The following is an 18,619-nucleotide window of genomic DNA, read 5'->3' as shown; positions in this document are numbered from 1 at the left end:
CGGACCACCATCCGCGGAGCCTCACCCACATGTACCAGCACATCAAGGTGCCCCAAGGCGGGCAGAAGATCACTGTCAACGCCGACTTCTCGCTCAACGTGCCCGACCAGCCGATCATTCCCTACATCGAGGGTGACGGCACCGGCTTCGACATCACGCCGGTGATGATCAAGGTGGTGGACGCCGCGGTGGAGAAGGCCTACGGCGGCAAGAAGAAGATCCACTGGATGGAGGTCTATGCGGGCGAGAAGTCGACCAAGGTGTATGGCCCTGACGTGTGGCTGCCGGAAGAGACGCTCAAGGTCCTGAAGGACTACGTCGTTTCCATCAAGGGGCCGCTCACGACGCCCGTGGGCGGAGGCATCCGCTCCCTGAACGTCGCGCTGCGCCAGGAGCTCGACCTGTACGTCTGCCTGCGCCCCATCCAGTACTTCGATGGCGTGCCTTCACCGGTGAAGGAGCCGCACAAGACCAACATGGTCATCTTCCGCGAGAACTCGGAAGACATCTACGCCGGCATCGAATTCGAGTCGGGCAGCGACAAGGTCAAGAAGCTGATCAAGATCCTGCAAGAGGAATTCGCGGTCAAGAAGATCCGCTTCCCCGACACCTCGGCGCTGGGCATCAAGCCGGTGTCCAAGGAAGGCACCGAGCGCCTGGTGCGCAAGGCCATCCAGTACGCCATCGACAACGACAAGCCCTCGGTCACGCTGGTGCACAAGGGCAACATCATGAAGTTCACCGAAGGCGGCTTCCGCGACTGGGGCTATGCCCTGGCCCAGAAGGAATTCGGTGCCGAGCTGGTGGACGGTGGCCCGTGGGTCAAGTTCAAGAACCCCAAGACCGGCAAGGACATCGTGGTCAAGGACTCGATCGCCGATGCGTTCCTGCAGCAAATCCTGCTGCGCCCGGCCGAGTACTCCGTCATCGCCACGCTGAACCTGAACGGTGATTACGTCTCCGACGCGCTGGCCGCACAGGTCGGCGGCATCGGCATCGCCCCGGGCGCGAACCTGTCCGACTCCGTGGCCATGTTCGAAGCCACCCACGGCACTGCCCCGAAGTACGCTGGCAAGGACTACGTGAACCCCGGTTCGGAAATCCTCTCCGCCGAGATGATGCTTCGCCACATGGGCTGGACCGCGGCGGCCGACCTCATCATCAGCTCGATGGAAAAATCCATCCAGTCCAAGAAGGTCACCTATGACTTCGCCCGCCTGATGGATGGCGCCACCCAGGTGTCGTGCTCCGGCTTCGGCCAGGTGATGATCGACCACATGTGATCGCGCCAGCCTGACCTTCCGGTCAGGTTTTGGCACTCACCAGCGCAAAAAGCCCGCCAATCCGGCGGGCTTTTTGCATTCAGGAATCTGCTGGGTGGGAGGAGCCGCTCAGCCGGCGACGGCTTGGGCGCCGGCCACATTCACCTGGGGCCGCGATGCCGAAGCACCTGCATCCACCGGGGTGATGTTCTGGGCCAGCTGGCCCTTGGGGCCCTGCACCAGGTCATAGGTGACCTTGCCGCCTTGCTTCAGCGTCCGGAACCCATCCATCTGGATGGCGGAGAAATGGGCGAAGACATCTTCACCGCCTCCTTCCGGCTCGATGAACCCGAAGCCTTTGGCATCGTTGAACCATTTCACTGTCCCGCGGGCCATAACCCCACCTCCTGTTGTTTTCAGCGCGGATTCTGTGGGGGGCCGGCGGATGCTGTCAATACGCCGCTGGATGGCCGGTTTGGGCGGAACAGGGGACTCGCATTTCAGTCGAAGCCCGGTCATCATGGGCGCGAGCAAGCACGAATAGGACAGTGCACGTGACGCATTTCCGGGCTTGTGGTTTGCACTGCGGTCTCAATATGGCATCTGTGCGACTGCAAAACCGTCAACTCGATAGAATGAATCCATGCCAGTGGAGCCACCTTCTCCTCCAGACACTCCGCCAGGGAGTGGAAACCGGCCCGAGCAGGGCGATGGGGCTGTCGTTGCCGAGCGGCAAACAGCCAAGGTGGTCCCCCCACCGATGTACCAGGTGGTTCTGCTCAACGACGACTACACCCCCATGGAGTTCGTCGTGATGATCTTGCAGGAGTATTTCAAACGCGACCTCGAAACCGCGACCCAGATCATGTTGAAGATTCACCATGAGGGTCGAGGCGTGTGCGGCGTCTATTCGAAAGATGTCGCCGCCACCAAGGTTGAGCTGGTGCTGGCTGCCGCACGGCGCGGTGGCCACCCGTTGCAATGCATTATGGAGGCCGCATGATTGCGCAAGAGCTAGAAGTCAGCTTGCACATGGCGTTCGTCGAGGCACGCCAGCAGCGACACGAATTCATCACCGTCGAGCATCTGCTCATGGCGTTGCTCGACAACCCCTCGGCGGCGGAAGTCCTGCGGGCCTGCTCGGCCAACATCGATGACCTGCGAAAAAGCCTGCTGCAGTTCATCAAGGAGAACACGCCCACCGTCGGCGGCTCCGACGAGGTGGACACGCAGCCGACACTGGGCTTCCAGCGCGTCATCCAGCGCGCCATCATGCACGTGCAGTCCACGGGCAGCGGCAAGAAGGAAGTGACCGGCGCGAACGTGCTGGTCGCCATCTTCGGCGAGAAAGACTCCCACGCGGTCTACTACCTGCACCAGCAGGGCGTGACACGCCTGGACGTCGTGAACTTCATCGCCCATGGCATCAAGAAGTCCGATCCGCCGGAGCCGGCCAAGTCGCAGGACGGGCAGGGCGCCGAAGGCGAGAAGGAAGAGGGCGAAGGCAAGGGTTCTCCGCTGGACCAGTTCACGCAGAACCTCAACCAAATGGCCAAGGACGGCAAGATCGATCCGCTCATCGGGCGCGAGCTCGAGGTGGAGCGTGTGATCCAGATCCTGTGCCGCCGCCGCAAGAACAACCCGCTGCTGGTGGGCGAGGCCGGCGTGGGCAAGACGGCCATCGCCGAAGGCCTGGCCTGGCGCATCACCCAGGGCGACGTGCCCGAGGTGCTGTCGACCGCCACGGTCTATGCGCTGGACATGGGCGCGCTGCTGGCGGGCACCAAGTACCGCGGCGACTTCGAGCAGCGCCTGAAGGGCGTGTTGAAGCACCTGAAGGACCAGCCGAACTCGGTGCTGTTCATCGACGAGATCCACACGCTGATCGGCGCGGGCGCTGCGTCGGGCGGCACGCTGGACGCGAGCAACCTGCTCAAGCCGGCGCTGAGCTCCGGCCAGATGAAGTGCATTGGTGCGACCACGTTCAGCGAGTACCGCGGGATCTTCGAGAAGGACGCTGCGCTGTCACGCCGCTTCCAGAAGATCGACGTCGTCGAGCCCTCGGTGGAGCAGACGGTGGAGATCCTCAAGGGCCTGAAGTCGCGTTTCGAGGAGCACCACAGCGTGAAGTACGCGCTGGGCGCCCTGCAGGCGGCGGCGGAGCTGTCAGCCAAGTTCATCAACGACCGTCACCTGCCTGACAAGGCGATCGACGTGATCGACGAGGCGGGTGCCGCGCAACGAATCCTGCCCAAGAACAAGCAGAAGAAGACCATCACCCGCAGCGAGGTGGAAGAGATCGTCGCGAAGATCGCGCGCATCCCGCCGGCCTCGGTGTCCAGTGACGACCGCTCCAAGCTCAAGAGCCTGGACCGCGACCTCAACAGCGTGGTCTTCGGCCAGGAGCCGGCGGTGGAAGCCCTGGCCTCGGCCATCAAGATGGCGCGCTCGGGCCTGGGCAAGCCGGACAAGCCGGTCGGTTCCTTCCTGTTCAGCGGCCCGACGGGCGTGGGCAAGACGGAAGTTGCACGGCAGCTGGCCTACATCCTGGGCATCGAGCTGATCCGCTTCGACATGTCCGAGTACATGGAACGCCACGCGGTGAGCCGGCTGATCGGCGCGCCTCCGGGCTACGTGGGCTTCGACCAGGGCGGCCTGCTGACCGAGGCCGTGACGAAGAAGCCGCACGCGGTGCTGCTGCTCGACGAAATCGAGAAGGCGCATCCGGACGTCTTCAACGTGCTGCTGCAGGTCATGGACCACGGTACGCTGACCGACAACAACGGACGCAAGGCCGACTTCCGCAACGTGATCATCATCATGACCACGAACGCGGGTGCCGAGACCATGAACCGCTCGACCATCGGCTTCACGACCGCCCGCGAGAGCGGCGACGAGATGGCCGACATCAAGCGCCTGTTCACGCCGGAGTTCCGCAACCGCCTGGACGCCATCGTGAGCTTCCGTCCGCTGGACGAGGAGATCATCCTGCGCGTGGTCGACAAGTTCTTGCTCCAGCTCGAAAGCCAGCTGGCGGAGAAGAAGGTCGAAGTCACCTTCACCGACGGCCTGCGCAAGTACCTGGCGAAGAAGGGCTTCGATCCGCTCATGGGCGCCCGCCCGATGCAGCGGCTCATCCAGGACACGATCCGTCGTGCACTGGCCGACGAGCTGCTGTTTGGTCGTCTCGTCGACGGTGGCCGCCTCACGGTGGACATCGGCGAGGACGAGAAGCCTGTGCTGGACATCCAGCCGGCCAAGAAGAGCGACAAGCCGAAGTCGGAACCGGCCACGGCCTGATCGTTCGGGCTCCGCGGAAAACGCCTCGCTGGTGCGAGGCGTTTTTCATTTCAGCAGCGGGGTGTGACGGGCGTGCCGTCACGGCCGCACAAACGGCACAGGTCCTTGAGGCGTGCGGTGTGGGCCGGTGCCAACTGGTCCCAGCTGAAGCGCCATTCCCAGTAGCCCTCTGCCTTGCCAGGGAAGTTCATGCGATGGCTGCCGTCCAGGCCGAGCACGTCCTGCATCGGATGCACGGCCATGTCGGCAACACTGGCGCAGGACGCGCGAATCAGGTCCCAGTGAATCTCCTGCCCGTCGGTGCGCAGGTAGGCCTTGGCATGCTCCCGTTCGTGCGTGCTGGCCTGGTGCCACCAGCCGAGCGTCGTGTCGTTGTCGTGCGTGCCGGTGTAGACCACGGTGTCGCGTTCATGGTGATGCGGCAGGAAGTGATTGCCGCTGCCTGCGTCGAAGGCGAACTGCAGGATGCGCATGCCGGGCAGCTCGAACTGCTGGCGCAGGGCGTCCACATCGGGCGTGATCACGCCCAGGTCTTCCGCGATGATGGGGATGTCGCCGAGCTCGCGGGCGATGGCATCGAACAATGCGGCGCCCGGACCTGGCACCCACTGGCCGCGTTCAGCGGTGGGTTCGTGCGCAGGGATCTCCCAGTAGGCCGCGAAGCCGCGGAAGTGGTCGATGCGCACGATGTCGACCATCTCGAGCGTGCGCCGGACGCGCTCGATCCACCAGGCGTAGTTCTCGGCGGCATGCGCGCTCCAGCGGTACAGCGGGTTGCCCCAGCGCTGGCCGGTGGCGCTGAAGGTGTCGGGCGGCACGCCGGCGACGGCGCGTGGCTGGCCTCGCTCGTCCAGGTCGAAGAGCTCGGGTCGGGCCCAGCATTCGGCACTCTGGTAGGCGATGAAGATCGGCGCGTCGCCGACGATTCGCACGCCGCGGGATGCCGCGTGGTCCTTCAGCCGTTGCCACTGCCGGAAGAATCGCCATTGGCAGAACCTCCAGAAGGCGATCCGGTTGGCATGCTCGTCGCGGGCGCGGATCAGTGCGATGGCGTCCCGCGCTGCCAGGCCATCCGGCCATTCGCTCCAGTCGCGCCAGGCGAAGTGGTCGGCCAGCGCCATGAACATCGCGTAGTCGTCGAGCCAACTGGCGTGTTCGGCGCAGAAGGCGTCGAAGTCGGCACGGTCGGTGGCGTTGGTGCTGGCGGCGAAGCGTGCGGCGGCGCGAGCCAGCCGTTCCATGCGAAAGGGCACGACGACACAGAAGTCCACCTTGCCGGCGACGAGGCCCTCCACCGGTGCCAGGTCGCCAGCCTCCAGCCAGCCGCGTTCTCGCAGATCCTGCAGGTCGACCAGCAGCACATTGCCGGCGAATGCCGAGCTGCTCATGTACGGCGAGTTACCTGGCCCGATGCCGCCAAGGGGCAGCATCTGCCACAGCGTCTGGCCGGCTTCGGCGAGCCAATCGACGAAGCGATGGGCATCGGCACCGAAGTCTCCGGACCCGTGCGAACCAGGCAGGGACGTAGGGTGCAGCAGGACGCCGCTACAGCGTGGAAATCGCATGATGAGAGGGACGACTCAGGGAGCGGCACCCGGGGCCGCGGGCATGTCTCGGCAGGGGGCCGTGAACATGGGAGCCGGAGTGTGGAGGCGCGCGCGAAGCCGCGTCAAGCCACGCGGGAGTGTGGTTACGGTGGGTTTCGCTGTAGCGTCAGCGGCCTACAGCGTCGAGCGATTCAGCGGCGCGAATCGTCGCTGCGCACCCGTGCGTACTTGCTGCTGAGTTGCTTGACCAGCGGCGCCATCAACATCAGGGATGCGGAGGCCGCGACGGCCATCGGCAGCATGGAGTTCGTGACTTCCATGAACCCGGCCCCGACGAGGACGAGCGCATGCCCGAGCAGGAAGAGGCGCATGGCGGGTTGGCGGGTCAGGGCGCGCAGGACGGACATGGTTGGGTACTTCCGCGTAGACGACATCCGCAGTGTGACGCAGGCTGGCTTGCCGGTGTGGGCTTGCGAGGCAACGATTCGTGAACGAATCCGCATCGCCGGGTGTGCGACGGTATTGGAGAAAACCCTCGATGCATCCGCGGGGGACCCCCCAGTTCGCGGGCTGGTCGTGTATCAATTCGTTCCGCAGAATGGGCCGCATGGCGCGTGACGAACAACACACCTGGGGACGGGAAAGCCGTCGGGACGGCAACAGCGAGTGGCCGTCGACCAGTTTCCATCAGACGACGATCGGCGAGGCCCGCGATTTGCGGCCCATGCGTGTGCCGCGTCGCCACAAGAAGTCGAGCTATCTGAGTCTCGCGCTGCCCATCCTTCTCGTCCTGTCGCTCGGATTCATTGGCCTGCTGAGCTTGGCGCAGCATTTTCGAGGCTAGAATCATGGGCTTCGGAGAGATGGATGAGCGGTTTAAGTCGCACGCCTGGAAAGCGTGTGTGGGTTAATAGCCCACCGCGGGTTCGAATCCCGCTCTCTCCGCCAGATCAGTGAAAACGGGCCCTCGCGGCCCGTTTTTCATGTCCTCACCGGACGGAATGACCTGTTGCAGCTGTTGCAGCTGTTGCACGCCCCCTATGTGTTTGGGAGTGTGCGCGGCCGCCGACTCCACGATCATGCGAGCCTTTGTCCGCAGCACTGCGGGCAAGTGGACCGGGTTCGGAGGGGTTTCCATGAAGAGGATTGCTGCGCTCGATGGCTGGCGTGCCATCAGCATTGCGCTGGTGCTGATCGGCCATCTGGTCAACTACCGCTGGGGCATCGGCGGGCCGAAGGTTGCGAGCTTCGCGGCCTACAACGCGCAGCTGGGTGTGAAGGTCTTCTTCGTCATCAGCGGCTACCTCATCACCACCTTGTCGCTGAAGGAGGAGATTTCCACCGGCGGCCTGCACGTGGGCGGCTTCTACCTGCGACGAGCCTTCCGCATCCTTCCAGCGTTCTTCGTCTACCTCCTCGCCGTCGCGGCGATCGCATTGCCGGGTTGGATCGACCAGTCCTCCATCGGCATCCAGCGGGCCGCCGAATTCAGCTGCGACATCCCTGGGCGCGATTGCGGATGGTTCGCCAACCACACCTGGTCGCTGGCCTATGAGCAGCAGTTCTACCTGCTGTTTCCCTTGATCTTCATGGCGACCCTGGGCACGCGCCTGCGATGGGTGCTGGCCGTGCACCTGCTCGTTGTCGCGGCACCCTTCGTCGCGCTCTTCACCGGTGACGTGTGGCATGACGCACTCGCCTTCAGTGCCGGCTTCTCCAGCATCACCATGGGTGTGTTGCTGGCGCTGCTGGTGCCGCGGCTTCGCCACTGGGTCGGCAGGCCGGATGCGCTGGCGGTGGCTCTGGGGGCGTTCGCGGGCTCGGTGCTGGTCGTCGGGCTGAACCTGCTGCATCTGTCGTATGCGGTGCGAACCGCGGTGGACGGTGTCCTGCTGCCGCCGGCCGTGGCCTGGCTCATTTACACCAGCGTTCATTCCGACGGCGTGTTCACCCGGCTGCTGGACGCCAGGCCGGTGCGCTACATCGGCGCCATCTCGTACAGCCTGTACCTGTGGCAGCAGTTGTTCACCGGCCCGGCTGCGCGCTATGCTGATGTGACTTGGTTCGTGCCGCTGCTTGCCTTGCCGGCGGCGGCACTGTCCTATCACTTCATCGAGCAGCCGTTCATCCGTTGGGGGCGTGCGCTGTCCCATCGCGTCACCGGACGCGGGGCGGTCGCGCGGTCGCCGTCAGCAGGGTAGAGGCGGCATCCAAAGGTTCTCTTGACGTCGAGTCGCCGGATTTCCATCGCACGCAGTGTCCGTACCTCGGCCGGCTGGCTCGTGCTGCTGGCGATCGCGGCGACCGCCTCGTGGGCAGCCTACCTCTGGAGCGAGCGCAACGGCTACGAGCGGCTGGATGACACTGCTGCACGTCAGCTCGACCTCTACGCTGCCTTGCTGGAGAACGAGCTGGGCAAGCAGGCCTACCTGCCCGCGCTGATCGAACTGGACCACGACATCGAAGGCCTGTTCGCGGCACCCAGCCGGGCGGGTGCCCGCGATGCGGCCAACCGCAAGCTGGCCAAGGTGGCGGTGAGCTCCGGTGCCTTGGCCACCTTCGTCACGGACGATACCGGGCTCGTGCTGGCCGCCAGCGACTGGTACTGGCCCGACAGCATGGTGGGCAAGAACGTGTCCAAGCGGCCGTACTTCGTGGATGCGATGAACGGCAATGAGGCCTCGCTGTTCGCCCCCAACCTCGAGCGCGGCGCCTCTGAATATTGCTTCGCCCGGCCGGTGACCCGGGGGCGCCGCATCGTCGCGGTCATCGTGGCATGCAGCGGGCTGGAGCCGATGGAGGCCACCTGGAGCGCCTCGGCCTTCCGTGCGGACAGCGAGAAGCCGCTGGTCGTCGACGAGAACGGCGTGGTCATCATCTCGTCGGTGCCGGAGTGGAAGTTCCGGACCATGTCGCCCCTGGCCGGACGTGACCGCGACCGCCTCATGCAAAGCGGCCTGTACCCCAAGCGTGCCGGCGAGCCGCTGGGCATCAAGCTGGAGCGCGAGCTGCCGCACGGCGCCCGGCTCGTGAGCCTGCGGCGCACGCCGGATGAACCGGCGGGGTCCAAGGTCGTGCACGAACGCCCGGTGGCGCGCTTCGGCTGGCGCTTGCTCATCCTGTCCGATGCCGACGAAGTCTGGCGCAGCGCACGCTATGCCGCCTGGGGCGCAGGTGCACTCACTGCCGCTGCAGGCCTGCTGCTGGCCTACATGCTGCAGCGCCGCCGCGTCATCGCGCAGAAGCTGGCCACGCGCGCCGCGCTGCAGCGCGCGAACGACGAACTGGAGCGCAAGGTCGAGGAGCGCACGGCGCAGCTGCAGACGACCAACGTGGAGCTTCTGCATGAGGTGGCCGAGCGCCGCCATGCCGAAGATGTGCTCCGGCAGGCGCAGGAGAAGTTGGTGCAGGCCGGCAAGCTCGCCTTGCTGGGGCAGATGTCGGCCGGCATCTCGCACGAGATCGGCCAGCCGCTCACGGCACTGCGGGCGCTCTCGGAAAACGCCCGCCTGCTCCTGGAGCGCGGCCTCACGAACGACGTGGCGGAGAACCTCGCATCCATCAGCGATGTGGCCGAACGCATGGGCCGCATCAACGCCCAGCTGAAATCCTTCGCGCGCAAGGCCCCGGGCGAGCACAGCCGCGTGAGCGTGTCCCATGCGATCGCCAACGCCTGCCTGCTGCTGCAAGCGCGCCTGAAGAGCGAGGACGTTCACGTGCAGGTCGACGCCAGCGATGCGCTGATGGCGCATTGCGACGGCATCCGGCTGGAGCAGGTGCTGGTCAACCTGATGGTCAATGCCATCGACGCGATGTCGGCGCAGGCGGACAAGCGCCTGTCGGTGGCGGCGCAGGCGAGCAACGACCGCATCGTGGTGCGCGTGACCGACAATGGCCCAGGCATTCCAGCGGCGTTGCGCGAGCGCCTGTTCGAGCCCTTCTTCACCACCAAGCCGGTGGGCGAGGGCCTGGGGCTCGGTCTCGTGATCTCGGCGAACATCGTGGTGGAATTCGGCGGCGCCTTGCGCGCCGTCGAGGCGCAGCAGGGGGCGGCGTTCGAGTTCGAAGTCCCCCAGGCGCAAGGAGAGATGCATGTTTGAAGGTTTCAAGGTTGTCTTCGTGGAAGACGACGCATCGGTGCGCAAGAGCCTGTCGCAGACGCTGACGCTGGCGGGCTTCGAGGTGCAGGCCTGTGAATCGGCCGAGGCCGGCTTGCGCCACATCGTGCCGGGGCTCAGGGGCGTGGTGGTGAGCGACGTGCGCCTGCCCCGCATGGACGGCGTCTCGCTGCTGGCGGAGATCCGCAAGATCGATGCGGACATCCCGGTGGCGCTCATCACCGCGCATGGCGACGTGTCGCTGGCCGTGCAGGCGATGCGCGCCGGCGCCTACGACTTCCTCGAAAAGCCCTTCGCCCCCGAGCGCCTGGTGGACGTGGTCACACGCGCGTTGGAGCGCCGCTCGCTGAGCCTGGAGGTGAAGGGCCTGCGCAGCCAGCTCGACCACGCCCGCGGCGTGGAGGCCATGTTGCTCGGGCGGTCCCCGGCCATCGAGACCTTGCGGCGAAACATCCTCAATCTCGCCGGGACCTCGGCCGACGTGATGCTGGTCGGCGAGACCGGCACCGGCAAGGAACTCGTGGCGCGTTGCCTGCATGAGCACAGCGTGCGGCGCGACAAGCATTTCGTCGCCATCAACTGCGGCGGCCTGCCAGACACCTTGCTGGAGAGCGAGCTCTTCGGCCACGAGATGGGCGCCTTCACCACCGCGGCCAAGCGGCGCATCGGCAAGATCGAGCATGCCAACGGCGGCACGCTGCTGCTCGACGAAATCGAGAGCATGCCGATGAACTTCCAGGTGAAGCTGCTGCGCGTGCTGCAGGAGCGCAAGCTGGAACGCCTGGGCTCGAACGTGGAGATCCGCGTCGACGTGCGCGTGGTGGCTGCGACGAAGGTGGACCTGCGCGAGCTGAGCGACCAGCAGAAATTCCGCGCCGACCTCTACTACCGCCTGAACGTCGCCGTGCTGGAACTGCCGCCGCTGCGCACGCGCCGGGAGGACGTGCCGCTGCTGTTCGAGCACTTCATGTTCGAGGCCGCCGCCCGCCACGGCCGCGAGCCGCCGGTGCCCGATGCCGGCCAGATGCGCCGCCTGATGGCCCACGACTGGCCGGGCAACGTGCGCGAACTGCGCAATGCGGCCGAGCGCTTCGTGCTGGGGCTGGGTGGCCATGAGGTGGTCGCCACGCCCACCGAGACGGCGCTCACTCTCGTGCAGCAGATGGACCAGGTGGAGAAGGCGCTGATCGAGCAGTCGCTGCGCCAGCACAAGGGCCGCGCCACCCAGGTGAGCGATGCGCTGGGCATCGGCAAGAAGACGCTGTACGACAAGCTCACGCGGCACGGCATCGTCATCGACGAGTTCCGTCCGGCCACGGGGGCGGCGCCGGAATAGGGCGAGGCCGCGTCAGCGGTAGGTGGCCGGGTCCGGCGAATCGGTGGGCCGCAGGTAGGCCCGCTCCAGTGCGGGCGACAACGGCATCTGCAGGTTGATGCCCTTGGGGGGAATCGGCGCGCGGAACCACTTGTGGTACAGCCGGTAGATCTCGCCGTTGTTGAAGAGGCTGATGATTGCCTCGTCGGCCAGCCGCTTGAACTCCGGGTCGTGCCTGTTGAGCATGATTCCGTAGGGCTCGACGGACAGGGCGTCGTCGGAGATCACGTAGTCCTCGGGCCGGCCTGAGGTGGCCACGGCGCTTCGCAGCAGCACGTCGTCCATGGCATAGGCATTGGCGCGGTCGGTGTCGACCATGCGCAGGGCCTCGGTGTCGTCCTTGGCGGCCAGGATGGTGAGGTCCATGCCGCGGCGGCGCCCCAGGTCCTGCAGGTGCCGCACGCTCGTGGTGCCGGCGGTGGAGACCACGGTCTTGCCTTGCAGCGCGCTCACGGTCTGCACCGGCGAGGACTTCTTGGACAGCACCCGGCTCTCGGCCACGAAGGTGGTCACGGTGAAGGCCACTTGCTGCTGCCGCTCGGCGTTGTTGGTGGTGACGCCGCATTCCAGGTCCACGGTGCCGTTGGCCACCAGCGGAATGCGCGTGGCCGAGGTCACCGGCACCATGCGCACGGTCAACTCATTCATTTGCAGCCGGCTCTTCACCGCATCCACGATGCGCTGGCAGATGTCGATGGAGTAGCCGATGGGCTTCTGGCGCGAATCGAGGTAGGACAGCGGGATGGAAGCGTCGCGGTAGCCGATGGTGACGACACCGGTTTCCTGGATCTTGCGCAGGGTCATCGACTCGGCAGCGAGGCCGGTGGAGGCGGCAAGCAGGCCTGTGGTCAAGGCCAGCGCCCAGCGCAAGGGGTGGAGCAGGAACATCCCGCAAGCTTAGCAGCCGGCGTGCCAACGAAAAAAAGGCCTCGCCCAAACGAGCGAGGCCAAGGCCTATCAGTGCTTAACCCAGGAGGGACGGATCAGCGGACGACTTTCATTTCCTCGCGCTTTTCACCCTTGTAGGTGAAGAGCGTGAGTGCGCCGTTCTTGATGTCACCTTTCTCATCGAACGTGATGTCGCCGGTCACGCCGTGATAGTTGGTGGTCTTTGCGAGAACGGGCAGGTACTTCGCCGGTTCGGCCGAGCCGGCCTTGACCATGGCGGCCACCATCACGTTCACAGCGTCATACACGTAGGGTGCATAGATCTGCACGTCCACGTTGAACTTCTTCTTGAAGTCGGCCTTGAACTTGTCCATGCCGACCTTCTGCTTGCCTTCCACGCCGCCTGCTTCGGCGCAGATCACCTGGCCGTCGGCCATGGAGCCTGCGGCCAGCTTGGGCAGCTCGCTCGAGCAGATGCCGTCGCCGCCCATGAACTTGGCGTTGATGCCCAGCTGCTTCATCTGGCGGATCATCGGGCCGGCCACCGCATCCATGCCGCCGTAGAACACGACGTCAGGCTTCTTGGACTTCACGGCGGTCAAGATGGCGGTGAAGTCCGTGGCCTTGTCGGTGGTGAACTGGCGCTCGGCGATGGAGCCGCCGGCAGCCTTCACGGCCTTCTCGAATTCCTCGGCCACGCCCTGGCCATAGGCCGTGCGGTCGTCGATCACCGCGATCGACTTGCCCTTGAGTTCGTTCACGGCGTAGCGGCCCAGCGTGCCGCCCAGGTGCACGTCGTCAGCCACGACGCGGAAGGTCGTCTTGTAGCCGTTGCGGGTGAACTTGGGGTTGGTGGCAGACGGGGAGATCTGCGGGATGCCGGCGTCGGAGTAGACCTTGGACGCGGGAATCGAGGTGCCCGAGTTCAGGTGGCCCACCACGCCCATCACCTTGGCGTCGGCCAGCTTCTGGGCGACGGCCGTGCCTTGCTTCGGATCGCCGGCATCGTCTTCGGCCAGCAGCTCGAACTTCACCTTCTTGCCGCCGATGGTCACGCCCTTGGCGTTGAGCTCATCGATGGCCATGCGGGCGCCCATCTCGTTGTCCTTGCCCAGGTGAGCGATGCCGCCGCTGGTGGGGCCCACGTGGCCGATCTTGACGACTTCTTGCGCGAAGGCCGTGCTGCCCAGGGCAGCCAGGACGGCGACGGACATCAGCGAACGTTGTGCGAAATGCATGTCTGGTTCCTCGTGTTGTTGTTTCGCCGCGGGGCGATCAGAAGTTGTGGCGCACGCCGAAGGCCACCGAGCGGAAGTCGCCGCCGTACAGGCCTGCGCCTTCGTCGTCCACCTTCGTGTAGAAGGCGTAGACCTTGGTGCGCTTGCTCAGGTTGTAGTTGACGGCAGCGGTGAACTGCTTGGCGCCGCTGTTGGCGATGCTGCCGCGGTCGCCGGCCTTGCCGAAGTTCAGGTGGAACTCGGTGGCGTCCATGGTGTACATGCCCGACAGGCGGACGTTGCTGCGGTTGCCGGCGGCGTTCTTGTCGCGTTGCACGTAGCCGCCGAAGGTGAAGGCGCCCATCTCGTACAGGCCGCGCACGGCGAACTGGTGGTCGGCGTCGTTCTTCGAATAGCCGCCACCCAGGTGCAGCGGACCGCCGTCCCAGTTCACGGCGGCGTCATAGGTGGCGTTGGTCACGCCTTCGCCGAACGAGCGGGCGAAGTCCACGGTGGCGCCGCTGAAAGTGGGCGAGTGGTAGGCCACCTTGTTGTTGTCGCCGGCGACGTAGGCGTACAGCGCGTCCGACGAGGTGCCGGTGTCATGGTTGTGCATGCTGACGTAGTCGGCCGTCGCGAAGTAGGCTTCGCTGAAGAACTTGCCCAGGCGGATGGTGCCCAGGCTGCTCAGCGTGAGGTTCAGCTCCGAGCGGCGGTTCCAGAATGCGGTGGCGCTGTTGGCCGTGCCGTCATCGGAATGGAAGCCGTGCTCGATGGTGAAGCCGGCCTTGATGCCGCCGCCGATGTCCTCGGTGCCGCGGAAACCCAGGCGCGAGCTGTTGTTCTGCTCCACCCACTTGGAGGAGGCGGAACCAACCTGCTGGTTCTCGACGCTGGTGTTCAGGCGGCCGTACACGGCCACGCTGGATTGTGCGAAGGCGGGAGCGGCGGCGGTGATGAGTGCGGCCACGGCGAGGCAATTGAGATGAGTCCGTTGCATGGTCTGTCTTTGAGTGTGTTGTGTGTCGAATCACCGCTTGCGCACTCCAGGTGCATCGTGCACAGGCGGCCCCCACAGCACGGCGACGAGGCGTCGCGCTGCAGGCCGCAGTGTTGCGGACAAGTCGTTCCGATGACATTCCAAAGTTCAGGCTGTGCGCCGCGAATTCCGCGGCGGCGCGGTCCTCAAACCAAATGGAAAAGGCAAAAGCCCTGCATTACCGTCACGCGTGCCTGTGAAAGCCATGGCCGGCACCGCAAGGAATGTGTGCTGATCGACACGCGCACTGCGTCATGTTGTGTGGCCGGCCACCCACCGAACGCCGCCGCGGTGACCAGATGTTGCGCAAACCCGCGCCAGCACTGGGTTTGCGATCCTCCGGGAAAACCAGAGGAAGGCTGGCACGCACGGTGCTCTCCCTGTTCCCCCAAGGGGCAATCTCGCCATTGGAGGAGTCGCTTTGGGAACCGCTGCACAACTCATCATTGAGACCGAAGCCGTTTCGCCGGCTGTACGCCAATCCGTGCGCACGCCGCACCTGCGCCGCGTGCCGCCCAGCCATCGGGTGAACGAGCCGTCGGTCGAACCACCCACCACGCCGCTGTCGGTACCGGTACCGGTCCCGGCCACGGTGGTCCGCCTGCCGGCGGGCGCCGACCGCATCGACTTGCGCATCCTGCGCACGCTGCAGCGCTGCGGCCGCATCTCGTACCAGAAGCTGGGCGAAGAGGTGCATCTCTCGCCCACGGCCGTGTTCGAGCGCGTGAAGCGGTTGGAGCGCGAAGGCTTCATCCTGGGGTATGAAGCCCGGCTGGATGCCTCGAAGCTGGGCTCGGGCGGCACCATGTACATCGAGGTCCGCCTGGAGCGCGCCTGCATCGGCGCCATGCAGCGCTTCAACGACGCGGTGCGCGCCTGCCCCGACGTGATGGAGTGCCATCTCGTCGCCGGCGACTGCGACTACCTCATGAAGATCCGCGTGGCCGACGACCACGCCATGGACGAGCCGCTGCCGGCCAGCATCCGCTCGCTGCCGGGGGTGCGCGAGATGCGCGGCTTCGGCGTGAAGACCGGCCTCAAGCAGGAACGTGCACTGAGCTTCTGAACCGCCAGGGAGTCCCCATGAGGAATGCCACCGGATTTCGGACCCGCCACCTGAACGACGGCGCCATCGCGCCCGTGGCTGCCGGCATGGCGCCGGCCATGGATGATGGCGGCCGGCCGCCGCTGCGCCGCGTCAGCGTGGATGCCTATGACGCCCACATCATGCGCATGCTGCAGGCCGACGGCCGCATGTCCAACGCCGACCTGGCGCAGGCGGTGGGCCTGTCGCCCGCGGCCACCAGCGAGCGGCTGCGGCGCCTGCAGGATGAAGGCTTCGTGCTGGGCTTCGAGGCGGTGCTCAACCCCGACAAGCTCGCCCAGGGCATGCTGGCCTTCGCCGAGGTGTCGCTGCAATACGGTGGCCTGGCGGTAGCGCTGGCCTTCAAGGCGGCGGTGAAGGCGCGGCAGGAGATCATGGAATGCCACGAGATCACCGGCGACTTCGACTACCTCATCAAGGCCCGCGTGCCGGACATAACGGCCTACCGCGAACTCATCGCACAGGTGGTGTGGAGCCTGCCCGCCGTGCGGCACGTGCGGACCTTCGTGGTGCTTGAGGAGATCAAGAACACCGCGCGCATCCCGATCTGATCGGGATGCGTGGAGCGGCTGCGTTCAGCCGCGACGGCGGCGTGCGCTCCAGCCGACGACGCCCAGGCCTGCGAGCATCAGCGCATAGGTGCCGGGTTCAGGCACCGGCGTCGGCACGTAGCTCGTGTCCATGTACAGCGAATACAGCGAGGGCTGGCGGTAGACGTCCGGCGAGGTGCCCGCCATGCAGGTGGGCCCCACGGAAGTTGGTGCGCTGCTGCCGCCTGCACGGCCGAAGGAGAAGGCCACGTGCCCGACCGCGGTGGTGCAATCCAGGCCGGCCCCGAGGCTCGACGCCCAGTCCCAGGCGATGTCGTCGGAGTGGAAGTTGACCGGCATGTCACTGGTCCAGGTCAGCGAGGAATAGTCGGCCAGCGTGTAGTGGCCGCCGCCCGAGGCGAATTCGCCGGCCATGTAGTCCAGGCTCAGGTCCTTGACCTTGCTGAAGTCGATGAGGCCACCGTCGGCAGGCACGGTGCCGCCGTTGTAGACGTTCGACAGGGCCGAATCGTCGACGATGAAAAAGCCCTGGACGCTGGCGTCCGCATCGGTGAACCGGAAATTGAACTTCACATCCACGGCCTGGGCGCTGTGCATTGCGCCCAGTCCGGCCAGAAGGCTCATCGCCACGATCGACTTCTTCATTGTGTGACCACTCCCGCGGTTCTTGTCCGCTTGTTGGTTGAGAGGATGCCCGCACCACACGTGCGGCGGCGCGCAGACTACTCCACAAGTGACCGCAGGCCTCCCCCCTCGAACGAAGGGTTTGCCTTCGGACACAACTTACATCTCAGGTTTTCTTGATCAAGGCCATCGCCGTGGCAATGAGCGCCGACACCTCCGTCATATTCCCTGGGACGATCATGGTGTTGTTCTTCTGTGCCAGTTGAGCATAGGCGTCGACCGCGCGTTCCGCCACCTTCAGCTGCACGGCCTGTTCGCCGCCGGGTGAGCGGATGGCCTCGGCCACCTTGCGGATGGCATCGGCCGTGGCTTCGGCCACCGCGACGATGGCCGAAGCCTCGCCCTGCGCCTTGTTGATCTCCGCCTGCCGCTCGCCCTCGGAGCGGGCGATGTACGCCTCGCGCTCGCCGGTGGCGATGTTGATCTGCTCCTGCTTGCGGCCTTCCGAGGCTGCGATGAGGGCGCGCTTTTCACGCTCGGCGGTGATCTGCGCCTGCATGGAGCGCAGGATCTCCGCCGGCGGCGTGAGGTCCTTGATCTCGTAGCGCAGCACCTTCACGCCCCAGTTCACCGCGGCGTCGTCCAGCGCATTCACCACCGAGGCGTTGATGGCATCGCGCTCCTCGAAGGTCTTGTCCAGCTCCATCTTGCCGATGACCGAGCGCAGCAGCGTCTGCGCGAGCTGCGTGATGGCGAAGACGTAGTTGCTCGAACCGTAGCTCGCGCGCATGGGGTCGGTGATCTGGAAGTAGATGATCCCGTCCACCTGCAGCTGGGTGTTGTCCTTGGTGATGCAGACCTGGCTGGGCACGTCCAGCGGCACTTCCTTGAGAGAGTGCTTGTAGGCCACGCGTTCGATGAAGGGCGTGACGAACCCCAGGCCGGGGCTGAGCGTGCGGTCGTACTTGCCCAGGCGCTCGACCACCCAGGCGTGCTGCTGGGGCACGATCTTGAAGGTCTTGATGATGAAGATGACGATGATGACCGCGAGTACAAGCGGAATGAGGGTGGCGTTGCCCATGGTGTCCATGCGTCCTCTGTGCTGAGTGTTCAGTTCGAGGCCGGCGCGAGCACCAGCCAGTTGCCTTCGACGGCCGCCACGCGGTGCAGCCCCGGCGCCGCCGCGGCACCGGGTTGCAGGCGGGCGGACCAGGTGCTGCCGCGGTAGGCCACGCGGGCGGTACCGTCTGGTTCCCAGGCCGGGACCTGCACGCGCTCGCCGATGTCGAGGTTGACGTCGCGGTTCTCCGGCACGGGCCGGTCCTGCGGCATGCGGCTGCGCTTCCAGTGCCACAGCACCGTGGCCCCGCCGCCGATGACGGAGGCTGCCACGAGCTGGATGCTCGCAGCCAAGCCAGCATGGGCGGCCAGGGCGCCGGCCGCGAGGCCCAGCGCGACCATGAGCAGGTAGAAGGTGCCGGTGGTCAGTTCCGCGGCCACGGCGACGCCGGCCAGGAGCCACCAGACAGTGGAAGCGGAAATGTCCATGACGGGCGCGGCCCGGGGGGCCGGGCATGGCTGCACACGAGGGGG

At 65.8% G+C, this 18,619-nt stretch carries 18 protein-coding genes and 1 tRNA gene; 10 read left to right on the top strand and 9 right to left on the bottom strand.

Going from position 1 to position 18,619, the window contains the following annotated elements; all coding sequences use genetic code 11:
* Window positions 1–29 precede the first annotated feature (29 nt).
* Window positions 30–1,283: an NADP-dependent isocitrate dehydrogenase gene (gene icd, locus DZC73_RS21765; protein WP_124542476.1), complete on the top strand. Its 1,254-nt coding sequence runs from the start codon at window positions 30–32 to the stop codon at window positions 1,281–1,283.
* 108 nt (window positions 1,284–1,391) lie between these two features.
* On the opposite strand, the gene DZC73_RS21760 is transcribed toward icd, so the two are convergent.
* Entirely contained in the window at window positions 1,392–1,658 is a 267-nt protein-coding gene (locus DZC73_RS21760) for a cold-shock protein (protein WP_124542475.1), read from the bottom strand.
* A gap of 247 nt (window positions 1,659–1,905) precedes the next feature.
* On the opposite strand from DZC73_RS21760, the gene clpS reads away from it, so the two are divergent.
* Complete coding sequence (gene clpS / locus DZC73_RS21755; protein ID WP_124542474.1) at window positions 1,906–2,265, top strand: ATP-dependent Clp protease adapter ClpS; 360 nt, start codon at window positions 1,906–1,908, stop codon at window positions 2,263–2,265.
* Complete coding sequence (clpA, locus tag DZC73_RS21750) at window positions 2,262–4,562, top strand: ATP-dependent Clp protease ATP-binding subunit ClpA (protein WP_124542473.1); 2,301 nt, start codon at window positions 2,262–2,264, stop codon at window positions 4,560–4,562. Before clpS ends, clpA begins: the two co-directional genes overlap by 4 nt.
* 50 nt (window positions 4,563–4,612) lie before the next feature.
* Here clpA and malQ read toward each other — a convergent pair whose 3' ends face one another.
* Together malQ and DZC73_RS21740 are read right to left on the bottom strand one after the other, a co-directional pair.
* Window positions 4,613–6,127 carry a 4-alpha-glucanotransferase gene (gene malQ / locus DZC73_RS21745; RefSeq protein WP_124542472.1) on the bottom strand — a complete coding sequence of 505 codons (1,515 nt, stop codon included), beginning with the start codon at window positions 6,125–6,127 and terminating at the stop codon, window positions 4,613–4,615.
* Window positions 6,128–6,300: 173 nt separating this feature from the next.
* Complete coding sequence (locus DZC73_RS21740) at window positions 6,301–6,516, bottom strand: hypothetical protein (RefSeq protein WP_124542471.1); 216 nt, start codon at window positions 6,514–6,516, stop codon at window positions 6,301–6,303.
* Window positions 6,517–6,716: 200 nt separating this feature from the next.
* Here DZC73_RS21740 and DZC73_RS21735 point away from each other — a divergent pair, with 200 nt between their 5' ends.
* The 5 genes from DZC73_RS21735 (at window position 6,717) to DZC73_RS21715 (ending at window position 11,563) form a co-directional block, all read left to right on the top strand.
* On the top strand, window positions 6,717–6,953 hold the full coding sequence (locus DZC73_RS21735) for a hypothetical protein (protein WP_124542470.1): 237 nt from the start codon (window positions 6,717–6,719) through the stop codon (window positions 6,951–6,953).
* Window positions 6,954–6,966: 13 nt separating this feature from the next.
* Window positions 6,967–7,057: transfer RNA gene (locus DZC73_RS21730), tRNA-Ser, on the top strand.
* Window positions 7,058–7,245: 188 nt separating this feature from the next.
* On the top strand, window positions 7,246–8,310 hold the full coding sequence (locus DZC73_RS21725; protein WP_161974696.1) for an acyltransferase family protein: 1,065 nt from the start codon (window positions 7,246–7,248) through the stop codon (window positions 8,308–8,310).
* Between the two features lie 21 nt (window positions 8,311–8,331).
* The gene (locus DZC73_RS21720) at window positions 8,332–10,209 is read left to right on the top strand and encodes a sensor histidine kinase (protein WP_124542468.1); all 1,878 of its coding nucleotides are present in this window, start codon (window positions 8,332–8,334) and stop codon (window positions 10,207–10,209) included.
* Entirely contained in the window at window positions 10,202–11,563 is a 1,362-nt protein-coding gene (locus DZC73_RS21715) for a sigma-54-dependent transcriptional regulator (RefSeq protein ID WP_124542467.1), read from the top strand. The genes DZC73_RS21720 and DZC73_RS21715 overlap by 8 nt, the downstream gene beginning before the upstream one ends.
* Window positions 11,564–11,575: 12 nt before the next feature.
* On the opposite strand, the gene DZC73_RS21710 is transcribed toward DZC73_RS21715, so the two are convergent.
* The 3 genes from DZC73_RS21710 to DZC73_RS21700 form a co-directional block, all read right to left on the bottom strand.
* Window positions 11,576–12,490, bottom strand: a complete 915-nt coding sequence (locus DZC73_RS21710) for an amino acid ABC transporter substrate-binding protein (protein WP_124542466.1) — start codon at window positions 12,488–12,490, stop codon at window positions 11,576–11,578.
* Between the two features lie 95 nt (window positions 12,491–12,585).
* Window positions 12,586–13,704, bottom strand: coding sequence for a branched-chain amino acid ABC transporter substrate-binding protein (locus tag DZC73_RS21705; protein ID WP_235835236.1), 1,119 nt, complete (start codon window positions 13,702–13,704; stop codon window positions 12,586–12,588).
* Between the two features lie 61 nt (window positions 13,705–13,765).
* Window positions 13,766–14,707: a porin gene (locus DZC73_RS21700; RefSeq protein WP_124542464.1), complete on the bottom strand. Its 942-nt coding sequence runs from the start codon at window positions 14,705–14,707 to the stop codon at window positions 13,766–13,768.
* 523 nt (window positions 14,708–15,230) lie between these two features.
* On the opposite strand from DZC73_RS21700, the gene DZC73_RS21695 reads away from it, so the two are divergent.
* Together DZC73_RS21695 and DZC73_RS21690 are read left to right on the top strand one after the other, a co-directional pair.
* On the top strand, window positions 15,231–15,812 hold the full coding sequence (locus DZC73_RS21695; RefSeq protein WP_235835230.1) for an Lrp/AsnC family transcriptional regulator: 582 nt from the start codon (window positions 15,231–15,233) through the stop codon (window positions 15,810–15,812).
* 17 nt (window positions 15,813–15,829) lie between these two features.
* On the top strand, window positions 15,830–16,402 hold the full coding sequence (locus DZC73_RS21690) for an Lrp/AsnC ligand binding domain-containing protein (protein ID WP_235835229.1): 573 nt from the start codon (window positions 15,830–15,832) through the stop codon (window positions 16,400–16,402).
* Between the two features lie 24 nt (window positions 16,403–16,426).
* Here the strand turns inward: DZC73_RS21690 and DZC73_RS21685 are convergent, their stop codons facing one another.
* The 3 genes from DZC73_RS21685 to DZC73_RS21675 all read right to left on the bottom strand — a co-directional run bounded on the left by DZC73_RS21685 (window position 16,427) and on the right by DZC73_RS21675 (window position 18,574).
* Complete coding sequence (locus DZC73_RS21685; RefSeq protein WP_124542463.1) at window positions 16,427–17,047, bottom strand: PEP-CTERM sorting domain-containing protein; 621 nt, start codon at window positions 17,045–17,047, stop codon at window positions 16,427–16,429.
* A 145-nt stretch (window positions 17,048–17,192) separates the two neighbouring features.
* On the bottom strand, window positions 17,193–18,107 hold the full coding sequence (locus tag DZC73_RS21680; protein WP_124542499.1) for an SPFH domain-containing protein: 915 nt from the start codon (window positions 18,105–18,107) through the stop codon (window positions 17,193–17,195).
* Window positions 18,108–18,136: 29 nt separating this feature from the next.
* Window positions 18,137–18,574, bottom strand: a complete 438-nt coding sequence (locus tag DZC73_RS21675; RefSeq protein ID WP_328589527.1) for an NfeD family protein — start codon at window positions 18,572–18,574, stop codon at window positions 18,137–18,139.
* Between the last annotated feature and the right edge of the window lie 45 nt (window positions 18,575–18,619).

This window comes from Rhizobacter terrae, assembly GCF_003852895.1.
Lineage (GTDB): Bacteria > Pseudomonadota > Gammaproteobacteria > Burkholderiales > Burkholderiaceae_C > Albitalea > Albitalea terrae.
The sequence above is the reverse complement of the archived record's forward strand: the minus strand, read 5'-3'. Positions and strand labels throughout refer to the sequence as shown.